19 protein-coding genes are annotated in these 24,887 nt (G+C 69.4%); 11 read left to right on the top strand and 8 right to left on the bottom strand.

Annotation, left to right across the window (positions count from 1 at the left end):
• Nucleotides 1–279 precede the first annotated feature (279 nt).
• The 4 genes from C8N38_RS15440 to C8N38_RS15425 all read left to right on the top strand — a co-directional run bounded on the left by C8N38_RS15440 (nucleotide 280) and on the right by C8N38_RS15425 (nucleotide 6,471).
• A complete protein-coding gene (locus C8N38_RS15440; protein ID WP_108028045.1) occupies nucleotides 280–1,284 on the top strand; it encodes an HlyD family secretion protein in 1,005 nt (334 codons plus the stop codon).
• Nucleotides 1,281–2,789, top strand: coding sequence for a DHA2 family efflux MFS transporter permease subunit (locus C8N38_RS15435; RefSeq protein WP_108028044.1), 1,509 nt, complete (start codon nucleotides 1,281–1,283; stop codon nucleotides 2,787–2,789). Before C8N38_RS15440 ends, C8N38_RS15435 begins: the two co-directional genes overlap by 4 nt.
• Before the next feature lie 148 nt (nucleotides 2,790–2,937).
• Nucleotides 2,938–4,851 (top strand): monovalent cation:proton antiporter-2 (CPA2) family protein, encoded by a 1,914-nt coding sequence (locus C8N38_RS15430; RefSeq protein ID WP_108028043.1) that lies wholly within the window; start codon nucleotides 2,938–2,940, stop codon nucleotides 4,849–4,851.
• A gap of 108 nt (nucleotides 4,852–4,959) precedes the next feature.
• Complete coding sequence (locus C8N38_RS15425) at nucleotides 4,960–6,471, top strand: malonate--CoA ligase (protein ID WP_108028042.1); 1,512 nt, start codon at nucleotides 4,960–4,962, stop codon at nucleotides 6,469–6,471.
• Nucleotides 6,472–6,492: 21 nt separating this feature from the next.
• Here C8N38_RS15425 and C8N38_RS15420 read toward each other — a convergent pair whose 3' ends face one another.
• Entirely contained in the window at nucleotides 6,493–7,971 is a 1,479-nt protein-coding gene (locus C8N38_RS15420; protein ID WP_108028041.1) for an inorganic phosphate transporter, read from the bottom strand.
• Between the two features lie 367 nt (nucleotides 7,972–8,338).
• On the opposite strand from C8N38_RS15420, the gene C8N38_RS15415 reads away from it, so the two are divergent.
• Both C8N38_RS15415 and C8N38_RS15410 read left to right on the top strand, forming a co-directional pair.
• Nucleotides 8,339–8,812, top strand: coding sequence for an NUDIX hydrolase (locus tag C8N38_RS15415; protein WP_245895770.1), 474 nt, complete (start codon nucleotides 8,339–8,341; stop codon nucleotides 8,810–8,812).
• A 150-nt stretch (nucleotides 8,813–8,962) separates the two neighbouring features.
• On the top strand, nucleotides 8,963–9,622 hold the full coding sequence (locus tag C8N38_RS15410) for a nitrogen fixation protein NifQ (RefSeq protein WP_108028039.1): 660 nt from the start codon (nucleotides 8,963–8,965) through the stop codon (nucleotides 9,620–9,622).
• Here the strand turns inward: C8N38_RS15410 and C8N38_RS15405 are convergent.
• Together C8N38_RS15405 and C8N38_RS15400 are read right to left on the bottom strand one after the other, a co-directional pair.
• A complete protein-coding gene (locus tag C8N38_RS15405; RefSeq protein WP_108028038.1) occupies nucleotides 9,612–12,839 on the bottom strand; it encodes an efflux RND transporter permease subunit in 3,228 nt (1,075 codons plus the stop codon). The genes C8N38_RS15410 and C8N38_RS15405 overlap by 11 nt on opposite strands.
• A complete protein-coding gene (locus C8N38_RS15400) occupies nucleotides 12,832–13,800 on the bottom strand; it encodes an efflux RND transporter periplasmic adaptor subunit (RefSeq protein ID WP_245895769.1) in 969 nt (322 codons plus the stop codon). The genes C8N38_RS15405 and C8N38_RS15400 overlap by 8 nt, the downstream gene beginning before the upstream one ends.
• Nucleotides 13,801–14,285: 485 nt before the next feature.
• On the opposite strand from C8N38_RS15400, the gene C8N38_RS15395 reads away from it, so the two are divergent.
• From C8N38_RS15395 to C8N38_RS15385, 3 genes are all read left to right on the top strand, one after another.
• The gene (locus C8N38_RS15395) at nucleotides 14,286–14,648 is read left to right on the top strand and encodes a hypothetical protein (RefSeq protein WP_075784825.1); all 363 of its coding nucleotides are present in this window, start codon (nucleotides 14,286–14,288) and stop codon (nucleotides 14,646–14,648) included.
• A 78-nt stretch (nucleotides 14,649–14,726) separates the two neighbouring features.
• Complete coding sequence (deoC, locus tag C8N38_RS15390) at nucleotides 14,727–15,722, top strand: deoxyribose-phosphate aldolase (protein ID WP_108028037.1); 996 nt, start codon at nucleotides 14,727–14,729, stop codon at nucleotides 15,720–15,722.
• Nucleotides 15,723–15,726: 4 nt separating this feature from the next.
• A complete protein-coding gene (locus C8N38_RS15385; protein WP_108028036.1) occupies nucleotides 15,727–17,688 on the top strand; it encodes an aldehyde dehydrogenase family protein in 1,962 nt (653 codons plus the stop codon).
• 31 nt (nucleotides 17,689–17,719) lie between these two features.
• Here C8N38_RS15385 and C8N38_RS15380 read toward each other — a convergent pair whose 3' ends face one another.
• Both C8N38_RS15380 and C8N38_RS15375 read right to left on the bottom strand, forming a co-directional pair.
• Complete coding sequence (locus C8N38_RS15380; protein ID WP_108028035.1) at nucleotides 17,720–18,343, bottom strand: DUF1523 family protein; 624 nt, start codon at nucleotides 18,341–18,343, stop codon at nucleotides 17,720–17,722.
• A 7-nt stretch (nucleotides 18,344–18,350) separates the two neighbouring features.
• Complete coding sequence (locus tag C8N38_RS15375) at nucleotides 18,351–18,617, bottom strand: hypothetical protein (RefSeq protein ID WP_108028034.1); 267 nt, start codon at nucleotides 18,615–18,617, stop codon at nucleotides 18,351–18,353.
• 134 nt (nucleotides 18,618–18,751) lie between these two features.
• Here C8N38_RS15375 and C8N38_RS15370 point away from each other — a divergent pair, with 134 nt between their 5' ends.
• Entirely contained in the window at nucleotides 18,752–20,038 is a 1,287-nt protein-coding gene (locus C8N38_RS15370; RefSeq protein ID WP_108028033.1) for an acetylornithine deacetylase/succinyl-diaminopimelate desuccinylase family protein, read from the top strand.
• A 7-nt stretch (nucleotides 20,039–20,045) separates the two neighbouring features.
• Here C8N38_RS15370 and panC read toward each other — a convergent pair whose 3' ends face one another.
• Nucleotides 20,046–20,897, bottom strand: coding sequence for a pantoate--beta-alanine ligase (gene panC, locus C8N38_RS15365; RefSeq protein ID WP_108028032.1), 852 nt, complete (start codon nucleotides 20,895–20,897; stop codon nucleotides 20,046–20,048).
• Nucleotides 20,894–21,724, bottom strand: coding sequence for a 3-methyl-2-oxobutanoate hydroxymethyltransferase (gene panB, locus C8N38_RS15360; protein WP_108028031.1), 831 nt, complete (start codon nucleotides 21,722–21,724; stop codon nucleotides 20,894–20,896). Before panB ends, panC begins: the two co-directional genes overlap by 4 nt.
• Nucleotides 21,725–21,862: 138 nt before the next feature.
• On the opposite strand from panB, the gene C8N38_RS15355 reads away from it, so the two are divergent.
• Nucleotides 21,863–23,359, top strand: a complete 1,497-nt coding sequence (locus tag C8N38_RS15355; RefSeq protein WP_108028030.1) for an ABC transporter substrate-binding protein — start codon at nucleotides 21,863–21,865, stop codon at nucleotides 23,357–23,359.
• A 152-nt stretch (nucleotides 23,360–23,511) separates the two neighbouring features.
• On the opposite strand, the gene C8N38_RS15350 is transcribed toward C8N38_RS15355, so the two are convergent.
• Nucleotides 23,512–24,717: an aminopeptidase P family protein gene (locus tag C8N38_RS15350; RefSeq protein WP_108028029.1), complete on the bottom strand. Its 1,206-nt coding sequence runs from the start codon at nucleotides 24,715–24,717 to the stop codon at nucleotides 23,512–23,514.
• Between the last annotated feature and the right edge of the window lie 170 nt (nucleotides 24,718–24,887).

The following is a 24,887-nucleotide window of genomic DNA, read 5'->3' as shown; positions in this document are numbered from 1 at the left end:
GCGCCAATGCGGGCGGAGGGCGGCAGGTGAAGACAATTCTAACGACCCCTCGATCGCCCTTATCGACCGCGGCCGCCCCGGTTTCGACACCTGGATTGCGAAACTGTAATCCGGCCGACAGGGGGATGCGATCCGGCGCGCGCTAGGGTCCGCGCGCCCGGCGCGGCGCGGGTGTTGCACCGGACCCGAGACTCGGTCATGCCCGGGGAGCGGACGACCGCGAAGCAGGAAAAGAACGGGCCGACGCATGTGCAAGGGAGAACAGGAAAGGGCGGGGCGATGAAGCTCGGTCGCAAACCGGTGCTGGCCGGGCTCGCGGTGCTCGCGCTGGCGGGGGTGCTAGTCTGGTGGTGGGCCCATGAACGGGTCTATCCCGGCACCGACGATGCCTATGTCGAGGCCCATGTGCTGACCGTCGTCCCAGAGGTGGGCGGGCGCATCGCCGAGCTGGCCGTCGACGAGAACGACCATGTGGCGGCGGGCGATCTTCTGTTCCGCATCGACGACCGCGCGCTGAAGGCCGCGGTCGATCAGGCCCGGGCCCGGGCCGATGCCGCGCTGCAATCGGCGGGCGCCGCCGCCCGCGAGGTCGCCGCTGCCGAGGCCGAGCTCGACTCGGCCCGCGCCGCCCGCCGCGAGGCCGAGGCCGACTACCTGCGCCAGGAGGGGCTTTTCCGCCGCAACGACGTGTCGCAATCGGCACTCGACAGCGCGCTGGCCGCGCGCGACCGGGCGCAGGCCGAAGAGACGGCGGCCGCTCAGCAACTGGCCCGGGCGCAGGCCAGTCTCGGGGACGAGGGCGACCGCAACGCCGGTGTCCGCGAGGCGCTGGCCGCGCTGCAGATGGCCGAGATCGACCTTGACCATGCCACCGTGACCGCGCCCGAAAGCGGCTGGATCGCCAATATCGACCTTCGGCCCGGGTCCGTCGTGACCGCAGGTCAGCCGCTTTTCTCTCTGGTGGGCGATGCCGAGTGGTGGATCGAGGCCAATTTCAAGGAAACCGACCTGACCCGCATCCGCCCCGGCCAGCCCGCCGCCATCGGCATCGACCTATGCCCCGCGCTCGATCTGGAGGGCCGGGTCGCCAGCGTCGGTCCGGGCGCGGGGGCGGTCTTTTCGCTCTTGCCCGCGCAGAACGCGACCGGCAACTGGGTCAAGGTCACCCGCCGCATCCCGGTCCGGATCGCGCTTGACCCGGTGCCCGAGGCTGCGCGCTTCTGCCTGAAGGCGGGCGCCAGCGCGACCGCGACCGTCGACACCACGGCCGCGCCCGGACCATGAGCGCCGCGCGCTGGCCCATCGTCCTGGCGGTGGTGCTGACCGCGATCCTCGAGGTCATGGACATGACCATCGTCAACGTCGCCCTGCCCCATATAAAGGCGGCCTTCGGGCTGACCTCGGACCAGACCGTCTGGATCGTCACCAGCTATATCGTCGCCTCGGTGGCGGTGATGCCGCTGACCGGGTTCTTCGTGCGGCGGGTCGGGCGGCGGCGGCTGATCACCTCGGCGATCCTGGGCTTTGCCGGCTTCTCGATGCTGTGCGGGCTGTCCTGGTCGGTCGGCACGCTGGTTCTGTTCCGGATCGGCCAGGGGCTGTGCGGTGCCTTCCTGATCCCGCTGTCGCAATCGATCCTGTTCGACGCCTTCCCGCGCGAGAAACGCGGCCAGGCCATGGCCTTCTTCGGGCTGGGCGTGGTGGTGGCGCCGGTCTTCGGCCCGACGCTGGGGGCGCTTCTGACCGAATATTTCTCGTGGCGCGCGGTCTTCTACGTCAACCTGCCGCTGGCGGCCTTCGCGCTGATGCTGATCGCGGGCGAGTTGGAGGCCGAAGAGACCCGGTCGCTGCCCGTCGACTGGCCCGGGCTCGCGCTGATGCTGACGGCCATCGGCTGTTTGCAGATGACGCTCGATCTGGGCGAGACCCATGACTGGTTCGGCTCGAAGCTGATCCAGGTCACCGCGCTGAGCTCGGCGGTGGCGGGCGTGTTCTTCGTGGCGCGAGGCTGGCGCAAGCGCGACAACATCGTCGATTTCTCGCTGCTGCGCGACCGCAGCTTTGCGGCGGCGAATGTGGCGATCCTGGGCTTCGGGGTGTCGATGTTCGGGGCAATCGCCATCCTGCCGCTCTTCGTGCAGGGGCTTCTGGACTATCCGGTGCTCGACGCGGGGTATCTGTTCATTCCGCGCGGGCTGGCAGCGGGCGTGTCGATGGTCGTGACCGGCGCGGTGCTTCTGAAACGCATCGACGCGCGGCTTCTGGTGGTCGCGGGGCTTGGGCTGACCGGGCTGGGCAATATGCTTCTGAGCGGGCTGAACCTCGATGCCGGGTTCTGGGATCTCGGCCTTCCCGGCGTGGTGACCGGCTTCGGGATGGGGCTCTTCTTCGTGCCGATGTCGACCCTGGCCTTCCAGAACATCTCGTCGGCGCGGCAGGACGAGGCCTCGGGCATCTATGGCGTCACCCGGTCGATCGGCTCGTCGATTGGCGTCGCCATCCTGGGCTGGCAGGTCTCCGAGCGGAGCCAGGTGCATTGGGCTCTGCTGGGCGAGGAACTGACCGCGACACGGCAGGCGGTCTCCCAGTATCTGGCGCCCCTGGGGCTGACCCCGACCAGCCCGGAAGGCGCGGCCTGGCTGGCCCAGACGCTGCGCGCACAATCGGCGATGCTGGCCTATCAGGACGCCTTCCTGCTGGCAGGGCTTGCGGCCTTCGCGATGATCCCCGCGGCGCTGGTCCTGCAGAAACCGCGCCCGGGCGCGCCCGCCGAGACCGCGGCCGCCTGAACGCCCATGGCCCCCGCTGCGACAACGCCCCGTTCGCGTTCGCCGGTCCAGATGCTTGCAGCACTCGCCCCAATCGCTAGGGTGCGACGCATGCGACACCATCCTTCGGCCCGTCCGGCCGGCGGCGGATCGCCCACCGGGACGGTATATGGAAGGCTTCCTGCTCAACGCCACGCTTTATCTGCTGTGCATCGTGCTTGCGGTTCCGCTGGCCACGCGGCTGGGGCTTGGCTCGGTCCTGGGCTATCTTCTGATCGGGCTGGTTGTTGGGCCGGTGCTGGGGCTTGCCGGTGCCGAGATGATCACGCTGCGCCATGTGTCGGAAATCGGCGTGGTGATGATGCTGTTCCTGATCGGGCTCGAGCTCGACCCCCGCGCGCTCTGGGCGATGCGGGACAAGCTGGTCGGGATGGGCGGGCTGCAGGTCCTGATCACCGTGGCGCTAGTCACCGCGGCCGCCATTGTCTTCGGCCAGACCTGGCAGTCGGCGCTGGCCATGGGGATGATCTTCTCGCTGTCCTCGACGGCCATCGTGCTGCAGACCCTGACCGAAAAGAAGCTGATGAACACGCCCGGCGGGCGCAGTGCGTTTTCGGTGCTGCTGATGCAGGACATCGCGGTGATCCCGATGCTGGCGATCATGCCCTTCCTCGCCTCGCCCGAGATGCGCGCGGCCGAGACAGAGGGCGCCCATGGAGCGATGCATCTGATCGAGGAACTGCCCGCCTGGGGCGTGACGCTGGTCACGCTGGGCGCGGTCGCGGGCACGGTGCTGGCGGGTCACTATCTGGTGCGCCCGCTTTACCGTTACGTCCAGGTGGCACGGTTGCGCGAGCTGAACACCGCGATGGCGCTGGTGATCGTGGCGGGGATCGCCTCGCTGATGCTGATGGTGGGGCTGTCGCCCGCGCTTGGCACCTTCCTCGCGGGCGTGGTGCTGGCCAATTCGGAATTCCGGCACGAACTGGAAAGCTCGATCGAGCCGTTCAAGGGCCTGCTGCTGGGACTGTTCTTCATCACGGTCGGCGCGGGCATGGATTTCTCGGTGTTCTGGGACGCGCCGATCCTCTTGCCGGTCTATGTGACCGGTCTGGTGCTGATCAAGGTCGCCGTGCTGTACGGTCTGGCCCTGGCCTTCAAGCTCGACCGGTCGAACCGCTGGCTGTTCACCCTGGGGCTGGCGCAGGCCGGGGAATTCGGCTTTGTGCTGGTCGGCTTCGCCTCGTCCCAGCGGATCATGCCGCCCGACATCGTCGCCATGTCGAGCCTTGTGATCGCGCTGTCGATGCTGATCACGCCCGCGCTCTTCATCCTGCACGACATCATCGCCCGGGTGTTGCAGGCGCGTGGCGGGACGCGGCCCGATGCCGACCAGATCGACGAACACCATCCCGTCATCATCGCCGGGATCGACCGGTTCGGGCTGACGGTGAACCGGATGATCGCGCTGACCGGCGGGCGGACCACGGTGATCGACGACGACCTGCGCGCAGTGCGGCGGGTCCGGCGGCTGGGCTTCAAGGCCTATTACGGCGACGCGACCCGGCCCGCGCTGCTCGATTCCGCGGGCATCGACACGGCCGAGGTGCTGGTGGTCTGCATCGGCGACGCCCAGGCCGCGACCACGCTGGTGCGCTACGCCCGGCGCGTGCGGCCCGACCTTTTCATCATCGCCCGCGCCCGCGACCGCGAACATGTCTTCGAGCTGTACCGCGCCGGCGCCGACGAAACCGTGCGCGAGGTCTTCGACAGCGCGCTGCGCTGCGGCCGGCGTGTGCTGGAAAAGACCGGGCTTTCCGCCTACGAGGCCGAGAATGCCGAAGAGACGCTGTTCAGCTTCGACCGCACGGCGCTGCGCGAACTGGCCAAGGTCTGGAAGCCCGGCGTGCCGCTCGAGGACAATGCCGAATACATGGAGCTGAACAGCAAGCTTCAGTCCGATCTGGAACGCGCCTTCGCCGAAAGCCTGCTGCACGAGGCCGCCGCGCTGCGAAGCGAAAGCGAGACCACGACGCCGACCGACGTGCTGGCCGAATCCGATACCCTGCCCGAGCCGCGCTGAGCGCCCGTCCGGGGTGCGGTGCTTGGCGCGCTTTACCGTCGCGGGCGCCGTCCCGCAGACTGGGTGGGCCGGCGCCGATGCCGGTCCCGACCAGACCGGAGCCAGCCCATGGCCAACCCGCTTTACGACCAGCTTTTCGGCCGCCATGCAGGGCGCGAGACGCCCTTCCTGCATCTGGCCGACGGCCGCACCCTGACCCATGCGGCCTTCCTGACCACCGCCGCCCGCTTTGCCCATGCGCTGAACGCCTTCGGGCTCGGCCCCGGCGACCGGCTGGCGGTGCAGGTCGAGAAATCGCCCGAGGCGCTGGCGCTTTATGCGGCCTGCGCCCAGGCCGGGGTGATCTTCCTGCCGCTCAACACCGCCTATACCCCGGACGAGCTGGCCTATTTCCTGTCCGACAGCGGGGCGCGGCTGTTCATCTGCGACGGCCGCCGGATGGGCGGGCTGACGCCGGTCGCCGAGGCCGCGGGCGCCCGGATCGCCACGCTGAATGCCGATGGCTCGGGCAGCTTCACGGTGATCGCCCGCGCCAGGACCGGCACCTATCCGACCGTGCCCCGCGCGGCCGAGGATCTGGCCGCCTTCCTCTACACCTCGGGCACGACGGGCCGGTCCAAGGGGGCGATGCTGACCCAGGCCAACCTGATCTCCAATGCCGAGGTGCTGACCGATGTCTGGCGGTTCACCGCCCGGGACGTGCTGCTGCACGCCCTGCCGATCTTTCACACCCACGGGCTTTTCGTCGCCACCAACACCCTGCTGCTGGCCGGCGGGTCGATGATCTTTCTGCCGAAATTCGACACCGACGCGGTGATCGCGGCGCTGCCCCGCGCGACCGCGATGATGGGCGTGCCCACCTTCTACACGCGGCTTCTGGACGATCCCCGCTTCGACCGCGCACTGGCCGCGCCTCTCAGGCTCTTCGTGTCGGGCAGCGCGCCGCTTCTGGCCGAAACCCACCGCACCTTCGAGGCCCGCACCGGCCACCGCATCCTCGAACGCTACGGCATGACCGAAACCAACATGTCGACCTCGAACCCCTATGAGGGCGAGCGCATCGCGGGCACGGTGGGCCTGCCGCTGCCCGGGGTCGATCTGAGGATCGCCGACCCCGAGACCCGGGCCGAGCTGCCGCAGGGCGAGATCGGCCAGATCGAGGTCCGGGGCCCCAATGTTTTCAAGGGCTACTGGCAGATGCCCGAGAAGACCCGCGAAGAGCTGTGCGAGGACGGCTTTTTCCTGACCGGCGATCTGGGGCGGATCGACGAGAACGGCTATGTGCAGATCGTCGGCCGCGCCAAGGACCTGATCATCTCGGGCGGGCTCAATATCTATCCCAAAGAGATCGAAGAGGCGCTGGACGCCCAGCCCGGGGTGCTGGAAAGCGCGGTGATCGGCGTGCCCCATCCCGATTTCGGCGAGGCCGTGGTGGCGGTGCTGGTGCCTGCGCCGGGTGCCGGGCCCGATCTGGACGCCATCGCCGCCGACCTCAGGACCCGGCTGGCCGCCTTCAAGCAGCCGCGCCGGATGGTGCTGACCCCGGCGCTGCCGCGCAACGCCATGGGCAAGGTGCAGAAGGCGGCGCTTCGCGCCGAGTATCGCGACAGCTTCGCCTGAGCACGCGTCGCGTCCGGGTCGCTATTGCAGGGCCATGATCGCGGCGAGAAGCCCGCCCGACAGCAGGGCTGTCGCCGGGACGGTGATGCCCCAGGCCGCGACGATGGTCATGAAATGCGACCGGCGCACCAGCTTGCGGCGGCGGCGTTCTTCCGGGGCCAGCCGCTTGGCCTGCGGCAGCGTCTGGTCCATCCGGCGCCAGCGCCGCTCGGCATCCCATTCGCGGAAGAACCCGACGCCAAAGACCCCGCCCACGGCGATATGGGTCGAGCTGACCGGCAGCCCCAGCCACGAGGCCACGATCACCGTCAGCGCCGCCGACAGCGCCACGCAATAGGCCCGGACCGGGTTCAGCTTGGTGATCTGGCTGCCGACCATGCGGATCAGCTTGGGCCCGAACAGCATCAGCCCGAACGAGATCCCGAAGGCGCCGATCACCATCACCCAGACCGGAATCGCGACCTGCCCCAGAACCTCGCCGTCCTGCTGGGCATGGACGATGGCCGCCAGCGGCCCGACCGCATTGGCCACGTCGTTGGCACCATGGGCAAAGGACAGAAGCCCTGCGGAAATCACCAGAGGCCCGGTGAACATGACCTTCAGCGACCGGTTCCGGTTCTCGAGCCCCACCGACTGGCGCCGGATCAGCGGCACCGAAACCAGCCCGGCCAGGACCCCGACCAGCACCCCGATCAGCGCCGCATGCCCGAGCCCGATATCGAAGAGGTGTTTCAGCCCCTTCATCGCCAGATAGGTCGCAAAGGCGGCCGACATCACGCCGATCAGCACCGGCACCCAGACCCGGGCCGCCGCGATCTTGTCGTCCCGGTAGACGACCTTCCACTTGATGAAGGCCAGCATCCCGGCCGCGATCACCCCGCCCAGAAAGGGCGAGATCACCCAGCTGGCGGCGATGCCGCCCATGGTCGGCCAGTTGACTGCCGCGATGCCCGCCGCGGCAACGCCCGCGCCCAGCACGCCTCCCACCACCGAATGGGTGGTCGAGACCGGCGCGCCGATCCAGGTGGCGATGTTGACCCAGACGGCGGCCCCCAGCAGCGCGGCCATCATCGCCCAGGTGAAGGTGGCCGAATCCGCGACGCTTTCGGGCGCGATGATGCCCTTGGAAATGGTCGAGACCACGTCGCCGCCCGCGATCAGCGCGCCCGCGCTTTCGCAGATCGCGGCGATGGCGATGGCCCCGGCCATCGACAGCGCGTTGGCGCCGACCGCAGGACCCATGTTGTTGGCGACGTCATTGGCCCCGATGTTCAGCGCCATGTAGGCGCCGAAGGCCGCGGCCGCCATGACGAACAGCAGGCCCGGCGTGTTGCCCGTCACCAGGGCCGCGGCCAGCGCCGCCGCCACGATGAAAGCGAGCGAGATTCCGACACCCACCAGCGGACGCGACACGGATTGTGCGGCGGTTCCGACCTGCGACAGGCGCTTGAGGTCCTTGTCCAGTGTCTTCCACTGGCGGTCCTTGAAAGTGTCTGACACGGGAAGCCTTTCCTCGTTTACCGTCGGTCGCGGCAGGGCACAGCCTCCCGCGGCTGGGGCGCAGCGCAGGCCCGCGCACGCGGTCCGGCCGTCCCGGCAGGACGAATGTCACCGAAACGTCATATCCGCAAGCCTTGCCGCCGTCGCCGCGACGGTGTTTGGCATCCCAATCGGGCCGAAGATGTTCCCGGAGATGTCGGATTTGCGGTAGATGACGTGATATTTTCGCACACCCGACAAAGTATTGGGTTTATGATTCGCCAAAGTTGGTCGCGCAAAGCGCGGCACCCGGAGAGGCCCGGGGGAGGAGTCGCGCGGATGCTCTGGCGGCCGCGCAGGATACGAGCGGAAAAGAATGGACGGGAGTTTGGCGATCGAGCCAAAGGCACCGGTTGGCAGCCAGATTGCGGCATTGCCCTTCCGGCGTGACAAGAACGGCCGGCTGAGCGTGCTGATGGTCACCTCGCGCGGGACCGGCCGCTGGGTCATGCCAAAGGGCTGGACCATGGACGGGCGCAAGCCCTGGGTCGCGGCCGAGATCGAAGCCCTGGAGGAGGCTGGCGCCGAGGGCTACGTCGCCAGCCAGAGCATCGGCACCTACGACTATGACAAGCGCCTCGACGACGGGTCGGTGCTGCGCTGCCGGGTCGAGGTGTTTCCGATGATCGTGACAAAGCTCAAGCGCGACTGGAAGGAACGGCGCGAACGCACGCGGCGCTGGTTCAGCCCCAAGGATGCCGCCCGGCGGGTCGACGAGCCCGAGCTGGCCACGCTGCTGCGGTCGCTGTCGGGCAAGCCGCAGAAGGTGCCCGTGATCCGCGACCTGATCCGGTCGGCCTGACCAGTCCCGGGCCCTGCGGCAGCAGCCCCGCGTTCGCGCGGCGCCAGTGTCGGCGCCATCCCTGCCCAGCAATGCGGCATGTCACGGATGGCGCTAAGGCCGGACCGCCGATCGCTTGACGGAACCGCCCCCGGCGCAGAGGCTGGGACGATGACAGCTGACACCGCCTATGACCGGTTGATGGCCGGAGCCGCCCGCGGCCGCTGGGACGCGGCAGACCTGCATGTCGCCGCCTCGATCCTGGCGCTGGCCCTGTCCGAAGCCCCGGTTCCCGAGGACCTGCCAGCGCATTGCGGCCTGGACGCGGCCGAACTGGCGGGGCTGGTGGGCGCGCTGTTCCCGGCGGCGCCGCGGGAGTTCCTGCGCGGCATCGGCGACGTCCCCCGCGGCATCGAGGAAGACTCGCTGCGCTCGCTGCTGCTGGCCCATGCGGGCGACACGGCGCTGGCCCCGCCGCTGGCCTCGATGATCGCGCGCCGCGCGATGGAGCCCGATCATCTCTGGCAGGATCTGGGCCTGCGCAACCGGGGCGAGCTTTCGGCGATGCTGACCCGGCATTTCGGCCCGCTCGCCGCCAAGAACACCGCCAACATGAAATGGAAGCGGTTCTTCTACCGGCTGATCTGCGAGGACGAGGGGTTCGTTCTCTGCGCGACGCCGGTCTGCACCGACTGCGCCGATTTCGACATGTGCTTCGGCGAGGAAAGCGGCGAATCGCGGCTGGCCCGCGCGGGCCGGGCCGAGCCGCCGGACGGCAACCCGACCCCGGCACGGGCGGACGACCGGGCGGACGGCACGGTCAGGTCTTGAAGATCCGGTAGATCGCCGGGATCACCAGCACCGTCAGCAGGGTCGACGAGGCCAGCCCGAACAGAAGCGACAGCGCCAGCCCCTGAAAGATCGGATCCGCCAGGATCACCGCCGCCCCGATCATCGCCGCCAGCGCGGTCAGCAGGATCGGCTTGACCCGCGTCGCCCCGGCCTCGATCAGCGTCTCGACCGTGATCCTCCCCTCGGGGTCCGCGTGGCGGATGAAATCGACCAGCAGGATCGAGTTGCGCACGATTATCCCGGCCAGCGCGATGAACCCGATCATCGAGGTCGCGGTAAAGGGTGCATGGAACAACCAGTGCCCCAGCATGATGCCCAGAAAGGTCAGCGGCACCGGCGTCAGCACCACCAGCGGCAGCCGGAACGACCCGAACTGCGCCACGACGAGGATGTAGATCCCGACCAGCGCCCCCCCGAACGCCGCGCCCATGTCGCGGAAGGTGACCCAGGTCACCTCCCATTCGCCGTCCCACAAGAGGACCGGACAGTCCTCGGACAGCGGCTGGCCATGCAGGCGGATCTCGGGCGCGGGCAAGCCCAGCGCCGCCCAGTCGACCCGGGCCAGCCGGTCCTGAACAGCCAGCATGCCGTAAAGCGGCGCCTCGAAATCGCCCGCCAGATCGGCCTGGACCATCTCGGCATATCGGCCGTTATGGCGGAAGATCGGGAACGAAGCCTGTTCTTCGGTCAGGTGCACCACGTCGCCCAGCTCGACCACGCCGCGCCCGCCGGGCAGCGCATTGGCCGGAACCGGCGTCGCCAGCGCCCGTTCGTCCAGCACCCGGTCGGCCTTGTCGCGCGCGACCACGATGGGGATCGGCGCCCGCCCCTCGCCGCGATGGGAATAGCCGACCGTGGTGGACCCGTTCAGCATCCGGAGCGTGTCCAGAGCGTCGGCCTCGGCGACATCGAAGAAGGCCAGATCGGACGGATCGGCCTCGGCCCGGATGCGGCGGGCGCGGGTGCCGAAGCTGTCGTCGACATCGACGATGAAGGGCGTGTCCTCGAAGGCCTGCCGGACCTTGGCCGCAACGGCGCGACGGGTATCCCCGTCGGGACCGTAGATCTCGGCCAGCAGGGTGGCGATGACCGGGGGTCCTGGCGGCGGCTCGACCACCTTCAGCACGGTCCCCTCGGGCAGGTCGAGCGCCGCAAGCCGCTGACGCAGGTCGAGCGCGATGGCATGGCTGGTGCGGTCGCGGGCATCCTTGGGCGCGAGATTGACCTGCACATCGCCCTGTTCGGGGCTTTGCCGCAGGAAATAGTGGCGCACGAGCCCGTTGAAGTTGAAGGGCGCGGCGGTGCCGGCATGGGTCTGGGCCGAAACCGCCTCGGGCATGGCCAGCGCCACCCTGGCGGCGGCCTGCGCCACCGCGTCGGTCGCCTCGACCGAGGCGCCCTCGGGCAGGTCGATGACGATGGCCAGTTCCGACTTGTTGTCGAAGGGCAGCAGCTTGACGGTGACGTCCTTGGTGTAAAGCGCGGCCATCGACCCGAAGGAGACTGTCGCCACCCCCAGCAGGAAAACCACGCTGATCCATTTGCGCGACAGGATGGGCCGCACGACATGGGCGTAAAGCCGCCCCAGCCGACCGCCCGGATGGCCCGCCCCCGCGCCCCCGGCATGCAGAGGCGCCCGGCCCGCGATCTTCAGCATCAGCCAGGGCGTGATCGTCACCGCGACGAAGAAGGAAAAGATCATCGCGGCCGAGGCATTGGCGGGGATCGGGCTCATGTAGGGCCCCATCAGCCCCGACACGAAGAGCATCGGCAAAAGCGCCACCACCACGGTCAGGGTCGCGACGATGGTCGGGTTGCCGACCTCGGCCACGGCCTCCACCGCCGCCCGCACCCGGCTATCGCCCGGTTTCATCATCCCCCAGTGCCGGGCGATGTTCTCGATCACCACGATGGCGTCATCGACCAGAATGCCGATGGAGAAGATCAGCGCGAACAGCGACACCCGGTTCAGCGTGTAGCCCATGGCATGGGCGGCAAAGAGCGTCAGCAGGATCGTCACCGGAATGACGATGGCCACCACCAGCGCCTCGCACCAGCCGATGGCAAACAGCACCAAAGCCACGATCGAGACCGTCGCCAGCCCCAGATGGAACAGAAGCTCGTTGGCCTTCTCGGACGCGGTGTGCCCGTAATCGCGCGTGACCTCGACCGCGACCGAATTGGGGATGAGCCCGCCCTTCATCTGCTCAAGCCGGGCCAGCACCTGTTCGCCCACCACCACCGCATTGGCGCCCGCCCGCTTGGCCAGCGCCAGCGTGACCGCGGGGCGACGGACGATCTCGCCATCGGGCCCACGAGCGAGGCTTGCCACATGATGTTCGTCCAGATCCGAGACGAAGCCGATCTCGGCCAGATCGCGCAGATAGACGGTGCGGCCGTCCCGCGCGGTCAGTTCCAGATTGCCGATCTCGGCCGGGGTTGCCAGCGTCCGGCCCAGCACCAGCCCAACCTGCTGGCCGTCGTCGCGCACCAGCCCCGCCGGGGCGGCGGCATTGGCGCCCTCGACCTTTTGCGACAACTGCTGCAGCGTGATCCCGTAAAGCGCCAGCTTCTGCGGGTCGGGGGCGATGCGCAGCGCCTCTTCGGTCGCGCCGACCAGATAGGTCAGCCCGACATCGTCGATCCGGACCAGCTCGGTCTCGGCCTCGCGGGCGATCCGGGTCAGATCGGCCGCGGTCACGGCGGTCTGGCCGAAAGTGGGCGTGAAGGTCAGTGTGACGATGGCCACGTCGTTGATGCCGCGCCCCACGACCAGCGGCTCGGGAATGCCGACCGGGATGCGGTCCATGTTGGCCAGGATCTTGTCGCGCACGCGCAAAATCGCGGTGTCCTGGCTCAGCCCCACCTTGAACCGCGCGGTCACCATCGCCCGGTCGTCATAGGTCTGCGAATAGACATGCTCGACCTCGTCGATGCCCTTGACGATGGTCTCGAGCGGCTCGGTCACCAGCTTGACCGCGTCGACGGCCTTCAACCCGTCGGCCTGGACATGAATATCGACCAGCGGCACCGAGATCTGCGGTTCTTCCTCGCGCGGCAGGGCGATCAGCGCGATCAGGCCCAGCGCCAGCGCCGCCAGCAGCAAAAGCGGCGTCAGCGGCGAGCGGATGAACCCCCTGGTCAGGTGCCCAGCAAGGCCGAGGCGGCGGGCGGCGGGGCGGGGTTCGTCACTCATCGGGGCTCACCACGCGGTCGCCGGGTTCCAGCCCGGTCAGGATCTCGACCCAGTCGCGGCGGTCATGGGTGAGGCGCTCGCCCGGCACCACCGCGCGCTCGACCGGGCCATCGGGCCCCGCCACCGCGACGAAATCGAGCCCGCCGCGATGCGTCACCGCCCCCGGCGGCACCAGCAGCGCCCGCCGCGTGCCGACCGGCAGCCGGACCGGCACCCGGCGCCCGACGAACCGGCCGTCGAGCCCCTCGACCTCGACATCGGCCAGCACCCGGCCGCCCTCGATCTGCGGATAGATCTTAACCAGCCGCCCGCTTTGGCCGTGGCCCGTGCCAACGTCGATCCGGTCGCCCTGCCGCAGCGCCAGCGCATGGCGTTCGGGGATCGCGAGCCGCAGGAACAGCCCGCCGCCGCCGATCTCGGCCACCGTGTCGCCCGCGACCAGAACCGAGCCGGGCGAGATCGGCACCGACAGCACCAGCCCGCTGCCGGGCGACAGAACCGCGCCTTCGGCAACCTGCTGCTCGATCACGCGGCGCTGGGCGGCGGTGCTGTCGATCTGGCCCTCAAGCTCGGCCACCTGGGTCGCAAGCTGGTCGAGCCGCTGCTGGGTGACGACGCCCCGTTCCCGCAGCGCCGTGCCCCGGTCGAGATCGCGCCGCGCGGTCTCGAGCTGCGCGGTCAGCGCCTTCAGCGTCGCGTCGAGCGCACGCATCTGAAAGGTCAGCTTGTCGTCCTCGATCCGCGCGATTTCCTGCCCGGCCTCGACCGGATCGCCCTCGGTCACCTTCAGCTCGGCCACCGTGCCGCCGATCCGGCTGCGCGCGGGCACCCGGTCGCGGGCCTCGACCTCGCCATAGACCGGCTTCCATTCGGTGATTTCGACCGGCGTCAGAACCGTCTCGGCCGCCGCGGCGGGCAAGGCCGCCAGCAGCACCAGAATCATCGCGAGTCGCCCGCCCATCGCCCCACCTTTCGCCGAGTCGCAGCTGCCCGGGCGAACCGGTTCGCCCCCGGACCAACAAATGCAATTTATTGAATGTATGGGCCTGTTCCGCCGCATTTGCAAGAGCTCAGGACCGGCCTCCCGGCCCAGATCTTGTCCGGCGCCCGGCGGCTCGGCGCAAAAACCGAATTCTTACAGAAAGATGACCCCGAATCTGCCGGGGCCGGAGGGGGTGCCGCGACTCGCACTGCGACATTCCGCGCACCGCCCGGTGCGTCGGAGTCCCGCCGGAAATGCGCCATCGGCCGCGCAGCGATCCGCCTAAAAGGCGACTGATACGCTTGTTCGGAAGGGGTCTGACGTCTATCTTTCCTTCCGTCTCGGCAAGCCGGAGGAGGCGGCACCGACACGACCGCATTTATAAAGTTATTTGTTAGCCGGGGAGGCGGGCACCCGGCGTGCAGCCCAGCCCAGTTTCGCGGATGATGTTGACGTTACGTGCCATGCCAGACTCAAGCTGTCCCGAGCCCGGGGTTGATCCCACCGAAGGGCTCACGGAATTCGCGCTTGAATCCCTTCTGGCCTCGCCCGAGGGATGGCGGTCTTTTGCGCGCGAAAGCGTGGCGGTCTGGCCCAATTCCCGGCCTCTGGCGGTGATCTTCGCGCTGGTCAACGCCTCTGCCCAGATCGAGGCGATCTTCTCGGAAGGCAGCCCGGCCCGCACCGCGGCGCAGAACGGGTTCCGGCTGGCGGGGCTTCTGTCGGCCGACCTTTACGCGATGCAGAGCCTCGGCCTGCCGCATGCCCGCGCCGCCGACTTCGCGGCCTACTGGCACAGCTCCGACCCCTATTTCCTGAACCTCTGAGCCGCCCGGACGCCGCCTTGCCAAGCCCCGTGCCCGCATGCGAGCTAGGGGAACGGCAAAGCTGAAAGGGGGCGCACCGTGCCAAGCGAGGAAACCCCATCGCCCGCCCGGACCGCCGGGCCACAACCTGCGCAGGACCGCAATGCAGGCCTGCCGCTCGATACCGGCTGGGTCGCTGCGACCCGGGTGAACCGTCCGGCGGCCGAACGCCATGTGGCGGGTCTTGCCGCGCGGCGCCCGGCCGATCCGGCGACCGAAGCAGTCTGGCTTCTGCGCGCGGTCGGGCTGATCGACCTCACGACGCTGTCGGGCGACGACACCCCCGGCCGCGTCCGCAGGCTGTGCGCCAAGGCCCGGAACCCGCTGCGCGCCGATCTCAGGGCGGCACTTGGCGCCGGTCGGGTGACCACGGCCGCGGTCTGCGTCTATCACGAGATGATCGCGCCAGCGCGCGCGGCGCTCGAGGGCTCGGGCCTGCCGGTCGCGGCGGTTTCGACCGGCTTTCCGGCCGGGCTGTCGCCCTTTTCCACCCGGCTGGCCGAGATCGAGGCCAGCGTCGCCGCAGGGGCTGCGGAAATCGACATCGTGATTTCGCGCCGCCACGTGCTGCTGGGCGACTGGCAGGCGCTGTATGACGAGATTGCGACCTTTCGCGCCGCCTGCGGCCCCGCCCACATGAAGGCGATCCTCGCCACGGGCGAGCTGGGCACGCTGACCAATGTCGCCCGGGCCAGTCTGGTCGCGATGATGGCGGGCGCCGATTTCATCAAGACCTCGACCGGCAAGGAACCCGTGAACGCGACCCTGCCGGTCGGGCTGACCATGTGCCGGATGATCCGCGCCTATCGCGAGGCGACCGGCATTGACGTGGGCTTCAAACCCGCGGGCGGGATCTCGACGGCGACGGATGCGCTCGACTGGCTGGGGCTGGTGGGCGAGGAACTCGGGCCGCGCTGGCAGGAGCCGGCGCTTTTCCGCTTCGGTGCCTCGTCGCTTCTGGGCGCGATCGAGCGGCGACTGGACGAGATCGCCTTCGGTGCGGGCAACACCCCCCGCCGCCACGCGCCGGGCTAGAACGATGCCGTCCCCCACACTCGACCGCGGCCCCGGCCGTGCCTCCGACGCCGAGGCCCGCGCCTGGATCGCCCGGACGCAGGGCCGCTTCGGTCCCTGGATCGGCGGACCGGTGGCGCCGGACGGGCCGATCCGGACCCTGACCGCGCCCGCGACCGGGACCGACCTTGCCGAGCTGGCCGAGGCGACGCCGCCCCAGATCGCCGACGCCCGTGCCGCCGCCGGGAGCGCGCAGGCCGACTGGGCTGCGCTGTCGGGCCCCGCGCGGGCCGACCGGTTGCGGGCCTGGGCCGAGGCAATCGACGCCCGGGCCGCCTGCCTGACCCAGCTGCTGGCGCTGGAAACCGGGCGACCGGTGCGGCACGGCCGCGCCTGGCTGGCCGAGGGGGCGATGGCGCTGCGACAAGCGGCGGATCAGGCCCTGCTGGGCGCGGCGAACCGACCGGGCCTCGTGACCATGGGGATCGTCGCGCCCGGCCTGTCGCTTGGCCGGATCGGTCCGGCGCTAGCGGCAGGCAATGCCGCGATGCTTGCGCCCGGCCCGGGCGGCGGAACGCTGGCCGCCCTGTGCCTGGCCGAGGCCGCGGCAGAGGCCGGACTGCCCGCGGGTCTGCTGACAGTGCTGACCGGCCCCGCCAAGCCATTGCTCGGTCTCGCGCGGCCACCCTTACCGGAGCTTTGTGGCCCCTGCCTGCATCTGGTGCTGGAGGATGCCGATCTCGATGCCGCCGCCGACGCCATCGCCGAGGCGCTGGGCAATCCGCTGCCCGGCACGACCGGGCAGCGCCTGCTGGTTCAGGAATCGGTCGCCGAGCGGGTCCATGCCCGGCTGGCCGGGCGCATGGCGCGGCTGATCGTCGGCGACCCGCTGGACCCGGCCACCGATCTGGGGCCGCTGCCCGAGGCCGCGTTGCGCGACCGGCTGACCGCCGCGCTGGCCGACAGCACAGGCACCCCGATCCAGCCGCTGCCCCGCCTGCCCGACACTGGCCTCTATTTCGCGCCTGCCCTGATTTCGGGCCTCGCCCCGGCCTCGCCCGAGATGGAGCTTCCCCTGCCCGGGCCCATCCTGCTGTCGATCACCTTCCGCAGCCCGGCCGAGGCCATCCTGTTGGCCAATGCCGGGCCGCCCGCGCCCTCCGTCAGCCTCTGGAGCGAGACGCTGGCCGTCGCGCTCGATCTTGCCACCGCGCTTGAGGCCGGGACGGTCTGCGTGAACGGCACCGATCTTGGCCCCGCCCCGGACCCTCTGGAACTCTGGCAACGGCCCGAGGGCCTTGCCCCGGCCCGGCCCATGGCCCCCGCCCCGGCCGACCGCGGCCCCGACCCAACGGCCGCGCTGACCGCCGCGCGCCACACGCAGACCGGCTGGGCCCGGCGGGACGCCACCGGGCGCGCCACCGTGCTGGCCCGCACTGCCGCCCGGATGCCCGAAGAGGCGGCCGCGCCGCTGGCCGCATGCGCCGCGCGGGCCGCGACCGCCTGCGCCACCTGGTCCGAGAAGCGGGACGGCGCCACGTTGACACGTCAAAGACCCCTTGGCGTGATCGCCGCCCTCTGCCCGGCCGAAACCCCGGCCCTCGCGGCCGCCACGATCCTCGGGCCGGTGCTGGCCACGGGAAACGCCGCATTGCTGCTGGCGCAACCCGGCGCCGAGACCCAGCTGCGTCTGTTGGTGAAGGAGTTGGAAGCGGCCGGACTGCCCGCCGGGCTGGTCCAGATCCTGTCGGGCGCGCCAGCGGCCGTCGCGCTCCGCCTCGCCGCGCGGGTCGATCTCGACGCACTCTGGTGTTTCGAGGGAGACGATCTGCCGGACGACCTGCCCGTCCGGGCGGCATCCGGCGGCCCGGCGCTATGGCTGGCGCAAGCCGCCCCCGGGGCCTGGTCGGACCCGGGGGACCCAAGCGAGGCCTTGCTGCGGGCGGCCAGCCGTGCACAGACGATCCGGACAAGCTGGGGCGCCTGAGAGCGCGTCCCCGGCCTGTCGCGATGTCAGCTCAGCGCGAGAACACGCGGCGCCAGAAGCCCTCGGCACGGTCGCCCGCCGATTCGAGCGATTCGCCCATCTCGTCCAGCATCGGCTCGATCCGGTCTTCCTTGAACCGGGCCAGCATCTGCCAGATCCAGATCACCAGCGCGGCCAGGGCGCCGAGGAAGAGGATGTTGAACCACGGGATGGGGCTGTCATCCGGGCTGCCCACCGGACGCAGTTCGACCGCGTTCGGATAGATCGAGAGATATTCGTTGCGCCAGCCGTAATGGGTCACGACCACCCATTCCGGGTTTTCCTTGGTCGAAATCATGTCGCTGGCTTTGGCCTGAAGGTTCGAGGTGTCGAACTTGAAATAGGGCGGCCAGCCCCAGCCGGTATCCTCGTTGCGGAAGACGACCGGCTTGCCGTCGCGGTTGAACGTCTCGATGAAATTGACGAAGCGGGTATTGTCGCCTTCGCTGTTCCCGGCGCCGTTGCTGGCGAAGAAGATCCGGTTCTCGCCGAAGGTGATCTGCCGTTCCTTGGTCGCGGTGATCCGCACCACGTCATGCTGGGGCAGCGTGTAGTGCAGGAAGCCCGCGATCACCAACACGACGATGGTGACGATGGTCCATTTGACGTAAGCCATTCGAGCCTCACATGTAATTCGTGATATAGATGATCGTGCCGACGACGATGGCCGGCACGACATAGACCCCGAGGATCAGCTTGCGCCGGAGCGAGCGGTCATATTGCCGGAGCCCCTCCTCGACGTAAGCATGGCGGTCGCCGATACGGATGTCCTCGTCCCATTCCCGTCCGAGCTTGCCGCGTCTGACCGCACGGGAATAGAGCGACACGGCAATATAGATCACCGTGAGGATCACGAACCCCGCAAGAGCAAAACGCAGGAATGCAAACATGGTTCCTTCCTCCCGGGCGATCCCGCCCTCGTCGCCGAATATAGGCAAGCCCCGTGCGATTTGCACGACAGGCCAGCGGCCGGACGCAGCCTAGGCGCGATTGCCGCAGCCACCGCGAGGCGCTAGGATCGGGCATGGACACATCTCCGGGGCATGGGCTGGAACGGGCGGTCGCGGCAAGGCGCGACGAGGTGGCCGCGCTGGCGCGCGATCTGATCCGCATTCCCACGCTGAACCCGCCGGGGCGCAACTATCTGGAAATCTGTGAATATCTGGGCGAGCGGCTGGCCGCGAAGGGCTTTAAGGTCAGCTATGTCCGGGCCCGCGGTGCGCCCGCCGACAGCGACGCCCATCCGCGCTGGAACATGATCGCGCGGCATGAGGGCACCGAGGGCGGCGACTGCGTCCATTTCAACGGCCATCACGACGTGGTCGAGGTCGGCCATGGCTGGAGCGTCGACCCCTTCGGCGGCGAGATCCGCGACGGCCGGGTCTGGGGCCGGGGCGCCTGCGACATGAAGGGCGGCATCGCCGCGGCGGTGCTGGCGGCCGAGACCTTCGTCGCCACCTGCCCCGCCTATCGCGGCGCGGTCGAGATCAGCGCCACCGCCGACGAGGAATCGGGCGGTTTCGGCGGGGTCGCCTGGCTGGCCGAGCGCGGCTGGTTCGCGCCCGAGCGGGTCCAGCATGTCATCATCCCCGAGCCGCTGAACAAGAACCGGATCTGTCTGGGCCATCGCGGCGTCTGGTGGGCCGAGATCGAGACGAAGGGCCGGATCGCCCATGGCTCGATGCCCTTCCTGGGCGATTGCGCGGTCCGCCACATGGGCGCGGTGCTGGCCGAGATGGAGGCCACGCTGTTTCCGCTGCTGGCGGGGCGACAGACCGCCATGCCGGTGGTGCCCGAGGGCGCCCGCACCGCGACGCTGAACATCAATGCGGTCCATGGCGGCGAGCCGGAACAGGAGGCGGGCTATGACGGCCTGCCCGCGCCCTGCGTGCCCGACCGCTGCCGCATCACCATCGACCGGCGGGTGCTGATCGAGGAGGACCCCGAAGAGGTCAAGCGCGAGATCCGCGCATTGATGGAGCGGGTCCGCGCCCGCCGCCCCGGCTTCGAGTATGAAATCCGCGAGCTGTTCGAGGTTCGCCCCAGCATGACCGAGCGAGACGCGCCGGTGGTGCGGTCGGTCGAGCGCGCGATAAGCCGGGTGCTGGGCACAGCACCCGATTTCGTGGTCTCGCCCGGCACCTATGACCAGAAGCATATCGACCGGATCGGGCGGCTCAGGAACTGCATCGCCTACGGGCCGGGCATCCTCGATCTGGCGCATCAGCCCGACGAATGGGTCGGCATCGACGACATGGTCGAGGCCGCGCAGGTCATGGCGCTGACGCTTCAGGACCTGCTGGGCGGCTGACGGCGCCTCAGCGCGCCGCCACCTCGATATTGTCGATCAGCCGCACCCCGCCCAGATGTGCGGCAACCAGCAGCCGGGCGGGCACGTCGGGGGCCTCGAGCGGCGCCAGATCGGCAGCCGCGCGCAGTTCGAGATATTCGACCTCGGCAAAGCCTGCCGCCAGAATTGCGGCTCTCGCCGTTGCCAGCGCCGCCCCTGCCCCGGTCCCGGCCTCGAGCGCCCGCCGCGCCTCGACAAGCGCTTGATAAAGCGCCGGCGCCGTGGTCCGTACATCCCCGGGCAGAAGCGCGTTGCGCGAAGACAGCGCCAGCCCGTCGGGCTCGCGCACCGTGGGGCAGCCAACGATCTCGACGGGAATGTCCAGATCGCGCACCAGCCGCCGCACCACCATCAGCTGCTGAAAGTCCTTCTCGCCGAAGAAGGCGCAATCGGCGCCGGTCTGCAGCAGAAGCTTGGTCACGACCGTCGCCACCCCGTCGAAATGGCCCGGCCGGTGCGCGCCGCAGAGCCCCTCGCTGACGCCCGAAACCGACACCGAGGTCGCAAAGCCCGGCGGATAGACCTGATCGGGCGCGGGCACATAGATCGCGTCAACCCCGAGCGGCGCCAGCTTTTCCGCATCGCGCGCCTCGGTGCGCGGATAGCGCGCCAGATCGCCCGGATCGTTGAATTGCCTGGGGTTGACGAAGATCGTCACGATCACCCGGTCGGCCGCGGCCTTCGCGGCGGCGGCGAGACTGAGATGCCCGTCATGCAGCGCGCCCATGGTCGGCACCACCGCCACGCGCGCGCCCTCGGCCCGCCACGCGGCCCGAAGCGCTCGCAGCTCGGCCAGGCTTCGCAGGATCGGCGCGCTCATGCGCCACCTCCGGTTTCATCGGCAAAGACATGCTCCGGCCCCGGGAAACGCCGCGAACGGACCTCCTCGGCGTAGGTTTCGACCGCCGCGCGCGCGGCATCGCCCAGTTCGGCATAGCGCTTGACGAATTTCGGCCGGAAGCCGGTGAAGACGCCCAGCATGTCGTCGACGACAAGGATCTGCCCGTCGCAGCCCGCCGAGGCGCCGATGCCAATGGTCGGGATCGGAACGGCGTCGGTGATCCGGTCGGCCAGCGCCGCGGGCACCTTCTCCAGCACCACCGCGAAAGCGCCCGCCTCGGCCACGGCCTCGGCATCGGCCAGCACCCGGGCCCCGTCGGCGCCGCGCCCCTGCACCTTGTAGCCGCCGAAGCCCATCACGCCCTGCGGCGTCAGCCCGACATGGGCCATCACCGGAATGCCGCGCGCGGTCAGAAACCGGATCGTCCCGGCCATCGCCGCCCCGCCTTCCAGCTTGACCGCGCCGCAGCCGGTCTCGGCCATCAGCCGCGCGGCATTGCGGAACGCCTGTTCGGGGCTTTCCTCATAGCTCCCGAAGGGCATGTCGACGACCATCAGCGCATGGCTCAGCCCGCGCGCCACGGCCCGGCCATGCATCAGCATCATCTCCATGGTGACGCCCAGCGTCGAGGGAAGCCCGTGCAGCACCATGCCCACGCTGTCGCCCACCAGAACGACATCGCAGGCGGCATCGACCGCTTCGGCCATCGGCGTCGTATAGGCGGTCAGGCAGACCAGCGGCGCGGCCCCCTTCCTCGCCCGGACCTCTGCCACCGTCATCTGGCGGCTTTCGGCGCTTGCACTCATCCTCTCCTCCCCGGCGCTGCAATTGGCGCGCCTTATAGCGTGCTGCAGCGCAGAATCCAGCCCGCTGCCATGCCCGGGGCCTTGCCATGGCCACCCGCCCGGCCTCAGATGGGGACGGAACGGAAAGGAGACCGCAGGATGCGCCCCATTCGGATCATCGCCCGGACCCTGGTCCTGGCCCTGCCTTTCGGACCAGCCCTCGCGGCCGGACCCGCCAGCGCCGCGCCGCCGGATGCGATTGTCATCGGCATGGTGCTCGAGCCGCCGAACCTCGCCCCGACCTCCGGCGCCGCCGCCGCGACCGACGAGGTGGTCTATGCCAATGTCTTCGAGGGGCTGACCCGGTTCGCCGCCGACGGTACCGTGGTGCCGGGCCTCGCCGCCAGCTGGGAGACGAACGAGACCGCCACGGTCTACACCTTCCATCTGCGGGAGGGGGTGCGGTTTCACGACGGAACGACGATGGAGGCCGATGACGTGGTCTTCAGCCTCGACCGCGCCCGGGGCCCCGACAGCACCAACGCCCAGAAGGCGCTGTTCGAGGGGATCGACAGCGTCGCGGCAACCGATCCGCTGACCGTGACGGTGACGCTGACCCAGCCCGACGGCGCCTTCCCCTTCAAGATGGCCTGGGGCGATGCGGTGATCGTCGCCCCCGAGACGGCCGGGACCGAGGCCACCGCCCCGGTCGGCACCGGCCCCTTCCGGTTCGACCGCTGGGTCCATGGCGACCGGGTCGAGCTGGTGCGCAACCCCGATTACTGGGGCCCGGCCCCGGCGCTGGCCCGCGCGACCTTCAAGTTCATCCCCGACCCGAACGCGGCCTTCGCGGCGATGATGGCGGGCGATGTCGATGCCTTCCCGAACTTCCCCGCCCCCGAAACGCTGCCGCAATTCGAGGCCGACCCGCGGTTCAAGGTGATCGTCGGCACCACCGAGGGCGAAACCATCCTCGCGCTCAATAACCGCCGCCCGCCGCTTGACGACATCCGGGTGCGCGAGGCCATCGCCCATGCCATCGACCGCCAGGACGTCATCGACGGGGCGATGTTCGGCTATGGCACGCCCATCGGCACGCATTTCGCGCCGCACCATCCCGACTATGTCGATCTGACCGACCTGTCGCGGCACGATCTTAAGAAGGCCCGCGCGCTTCTGACCGAGGCGGGACAGACCGACCTGAAACTGCGGCTGGCGCTGCCCCCGCCAAGCTATGCGCGGCGCGGCGGCGAGATCGTGGCGGCCGAACTCCGCGCCGCGGGGATCGAGACCGAGATCACCAACCTGGAATGGGCGCAATGGCTCGACCAGGTGTTCAAGCGGCACGATTTCGACCTGACCATCGTCAGCCATACCGAGCCGATGGATATCGGCATCTATGCCCGGCCCGACTACTATTTCGGCTATGACAAACCGGATTTCGTGGCGCTGATGGACCGGCTTGCCGGCGCGACCGCCCCCGACGAGCGCTCGGACATCCTGAAGGCGGCGCAGCGGATGATCGCCGAGGACTACGTCAACGTCTATCTCTTCCAGCTTGCCAAGACCGGCGTTGCCAACGCGAAGATCGACGGGCTTTGGGAAAACGCCCCGACCCAGGCCAACGACCTGACCGCCGTGCGCTGGATCGACTGATCCGGCGGAGCGCCTGCGGCGCACGCCCTCTGGCCTGCCCCTGACGGGGCAGGCGGTCTTTCGGGTATTTGATCCAAGAAGAAACCGAACATGTCTTCTTCTTGGTCCAAATACCCATCTCGCAACGGCAGGGCCGGGCGCCACGCCCCCGGTCAGGCGATCACGTTGAACCCCGGCCCGTAGGGATAGCGGGTGATGTCTTCCGCCCCGTCCCCGGTGACGATCAGGATGTCGTGTTCGCGGTAGCCGCCCGCACCCGGGCGGCCTTCGGGGATGGTCAGCATCGGTTCCATCGAGATCACCATGCCGGGTTCCAGCACGGTCCCGATATCCTCGCGCAGCTCCAGCCCGGCCTCGCGGCCATAGTAATGCGACAGCACCCCGAAGCTGTGGCCATAACCGAAGCTGCGATATTGCAGCAGGTCGCGCTCGGCCAGGAAGGCATTGATCCGCTGCGTGATGTCGGCGCAGCTGGCCCCTGGTTTCAGCAGCGACATGCCGTAGTCATGGGCCGCCACGTTGGCCTCCCAGATCGCCAGCGTCACGGGATCGGGCTCGCCCAGAACCATCGTCCGCTCGAGCGCGGTGTAGTAACCCGAGATCATCGGGAAGGCGTTCAGCGACAGCAAATCGCCGCGCTGCAGGACACGGCCCGTGACCGGGTTATGGGCACCGTCGGTATTGGGCCCGGACTGGAACCAGACCCAGGTGTCGCGGTATTCGGCCTCGGGGAAGCGGCGGGCGATTTCCAGCTCCATCGCATCACGCCCGGCCATCGCCACGTCGATCTCGCGCGCGCCCTCGCGCACCGCCGCGCGGATCGCGTGGCCGCCGATATCGGCCACCGCCGCGCCCGCCCGGATCAGGTCAAGCTCGGCCGGGCTCTTGCGCATCCGCTGCTGCATGGTGGCGGGTGCCAGATCGACCATGCCCCCGGGCGAAAGGAAGGTGTCAAGCTCGTCCCTCCGGGTCAGCGTCAGATGGTCGGCCTCGATCCCGACGCGGCGGCCCTGCCCCGCGACATGGGCAACCGCGCGCCAGAAATTGTCGCGCGCCCAGTCGGTATAGGTCAGCGCCTCGCCATGACAGCGCCGCCAGGGCTGGCCCGCGTCGATGCCCGCACCGATCACGACCGATTGCGAGGCGGTCACCACCAGCGCATAAGGTCGGCCGAAGCTGCAATAGAGAAAGCCCGAATAATAGGCCACGTTCTGCATCGAGGTCAGCACCGCCACGTCGGCGCCGGTGGCGTCCATCGCGCTGCGAAGCCCCATCAGGCGGGTGTCGTATTCGTCGGGCGCGAAGGGCAGCGCGGCCTTCTCGCAATTCGCGAAACGGTAGAAGTCGGGTCGGGTCATGGGAGCTCCCTGACAGGCCATCCCTGCGCGCGGGCCGGGACATCGGATGTTCCCGGCGTACAGGAGGACAGGCGGAAACCGCCGGGCATCGGGGGCATCAGCCCCCCGCGCACGACGCCATCGGCACGGTGCCCGGGGCCGAGCATAGCCGGTGCGCGCCGTCTGGCAAG

Origin of the sequence: Rhodovulum kholense, from assembly GCF_003053725.1 — a bacterium.
Taxonomy (GTDB): domain Bacteria; phylum Pseudomonadota; class Alphaproteobacteria; order Rhodobacterales; family Rhodobacteraceae; genus Rhodovulum; species Rhodovulum kholense.
The sequence above is the reverse complement of the archived record's forward strand: the minus strand, read 5'-3'. Positions and strand labels throughout refer to the sequence as shown.

Excerpts from the sequence above, each read along its gene's own strand:
- C8N38_RS15440 (WP_108028045.1), top strand. The coding sequence starts at position 280 with ATGAAGCTCGGTCGCAAACCGGTGCTGGCCGGGCTCGCGGTGCTCGCG.
- C8N38_RS15435 (WP_108028044.1), top strand. The coding sequence starts at position 1,281 with ATGAGCGCCGCGCGCTGGCCCATCGTCCTGGCGGTGGTGCTGACCGCG.
- C8N38_RS15430 (WP_108028043.1), top strand. The coding sequence starts at position 2,938 with ATGGAAGGCTTCCTGCTCAACGCCACGCTTTATCTGCTGTGCATCGTG.
- C8N38_RS15425 (WP_108028042.1), top strand. The coding sequence starts at position 4,960 with ATGGCCAACCCGCTTTACGACCAGCTTTTCGGCCGCCATGCAGGGCGC.
- C8N38_RS15410 (WP_108028039.1), top strand. The coding sequence starts at position 8,963 with ATGACAGCTGACACCGCCTATGACCGGTTGATGGCCGGAGCCGCCCGC.
- C8N38_RS15405 (WP_108028038.1), bottom strand. The coding sequence starts at position 12,839 with ATGAGTGACGAACCCCGCCCCGCCGCCCGCCGCCTCGGCCTTGCTGGG.
- C8N38_RS15400 (WP_245895769.1), bottom strand. The coding sequence starts at position 13,800 with ATGGGCGGGCGACTCGCGATGATTCTGGTGCTGCTGGCGGCCTTGCCC.
- C8N38_RS15395 (WP_075784825.1), top strand. The coding sequence starts at position 14,286 with ATGCCAGACTCAAGCTGTCCCGAGCCCGGGGTTGATCCCACCGAAGGG.
- C8N38_RS15385 (WP_108028036.1), top strand. The coding sequence starts at position 15,727 with ATGCCGTCCCCCACACTCGACCGCGGCCCCGGCCGTGCCTCCGACGCC.
- C8N38_RS15380 (WP_108028035.1), bottom strand. The coding sequence starts at position 18,343 with ATGGCTTACGTCAAATGGACCATCGTCACCATCGTCGTGTTGGTGATC.
- C8N38_RS15375 (WP_108028034.1), bottom strand. The coding sequence starts at position 18,617 with ATGTTTGCATTCCTGCGTTTTGCTCTTGCGGGGTTCGTGATCCTCACG.
- C8N38_RS15370 (WP_108028033.1), top strand. The coding sequence starts at position 18,752 with ATGGACACATCTCCGGGGCATGGGCTGGAACGGGCGGTCGCGGCAAGG.
- panC (WP_108028032.1), bottom strand. The coding sequence starts at position 20,897 with ATGAGCGCGCCGATCCTGCGAAGCCTGGCCGAGCTGCGAGCGCTTCGG.
- panB (WP_108028031.1), bottom strand. The coding sequence starts at position 21,724 with ATGAGTGCAAGCGCCGAAAGCCGCCAGATGACGGTGGCAGAGGTCCGG.
- C8N38_RS15355 (WP_108028030.1), top strand. The coding sequence starts at position 21,863 with ATGCGCCCCATTCGGATCATCGCCCGGACCCTGGTCCTGGCCCTGCCT.
- C8N38_RS15350 (WP_108028029.1), bottom strand. The coding sequence starts at position 24,717 with ATGACCCGACCCGACTTCTACCGTTTCGCGAATTGCGAGAAGGCCGCG.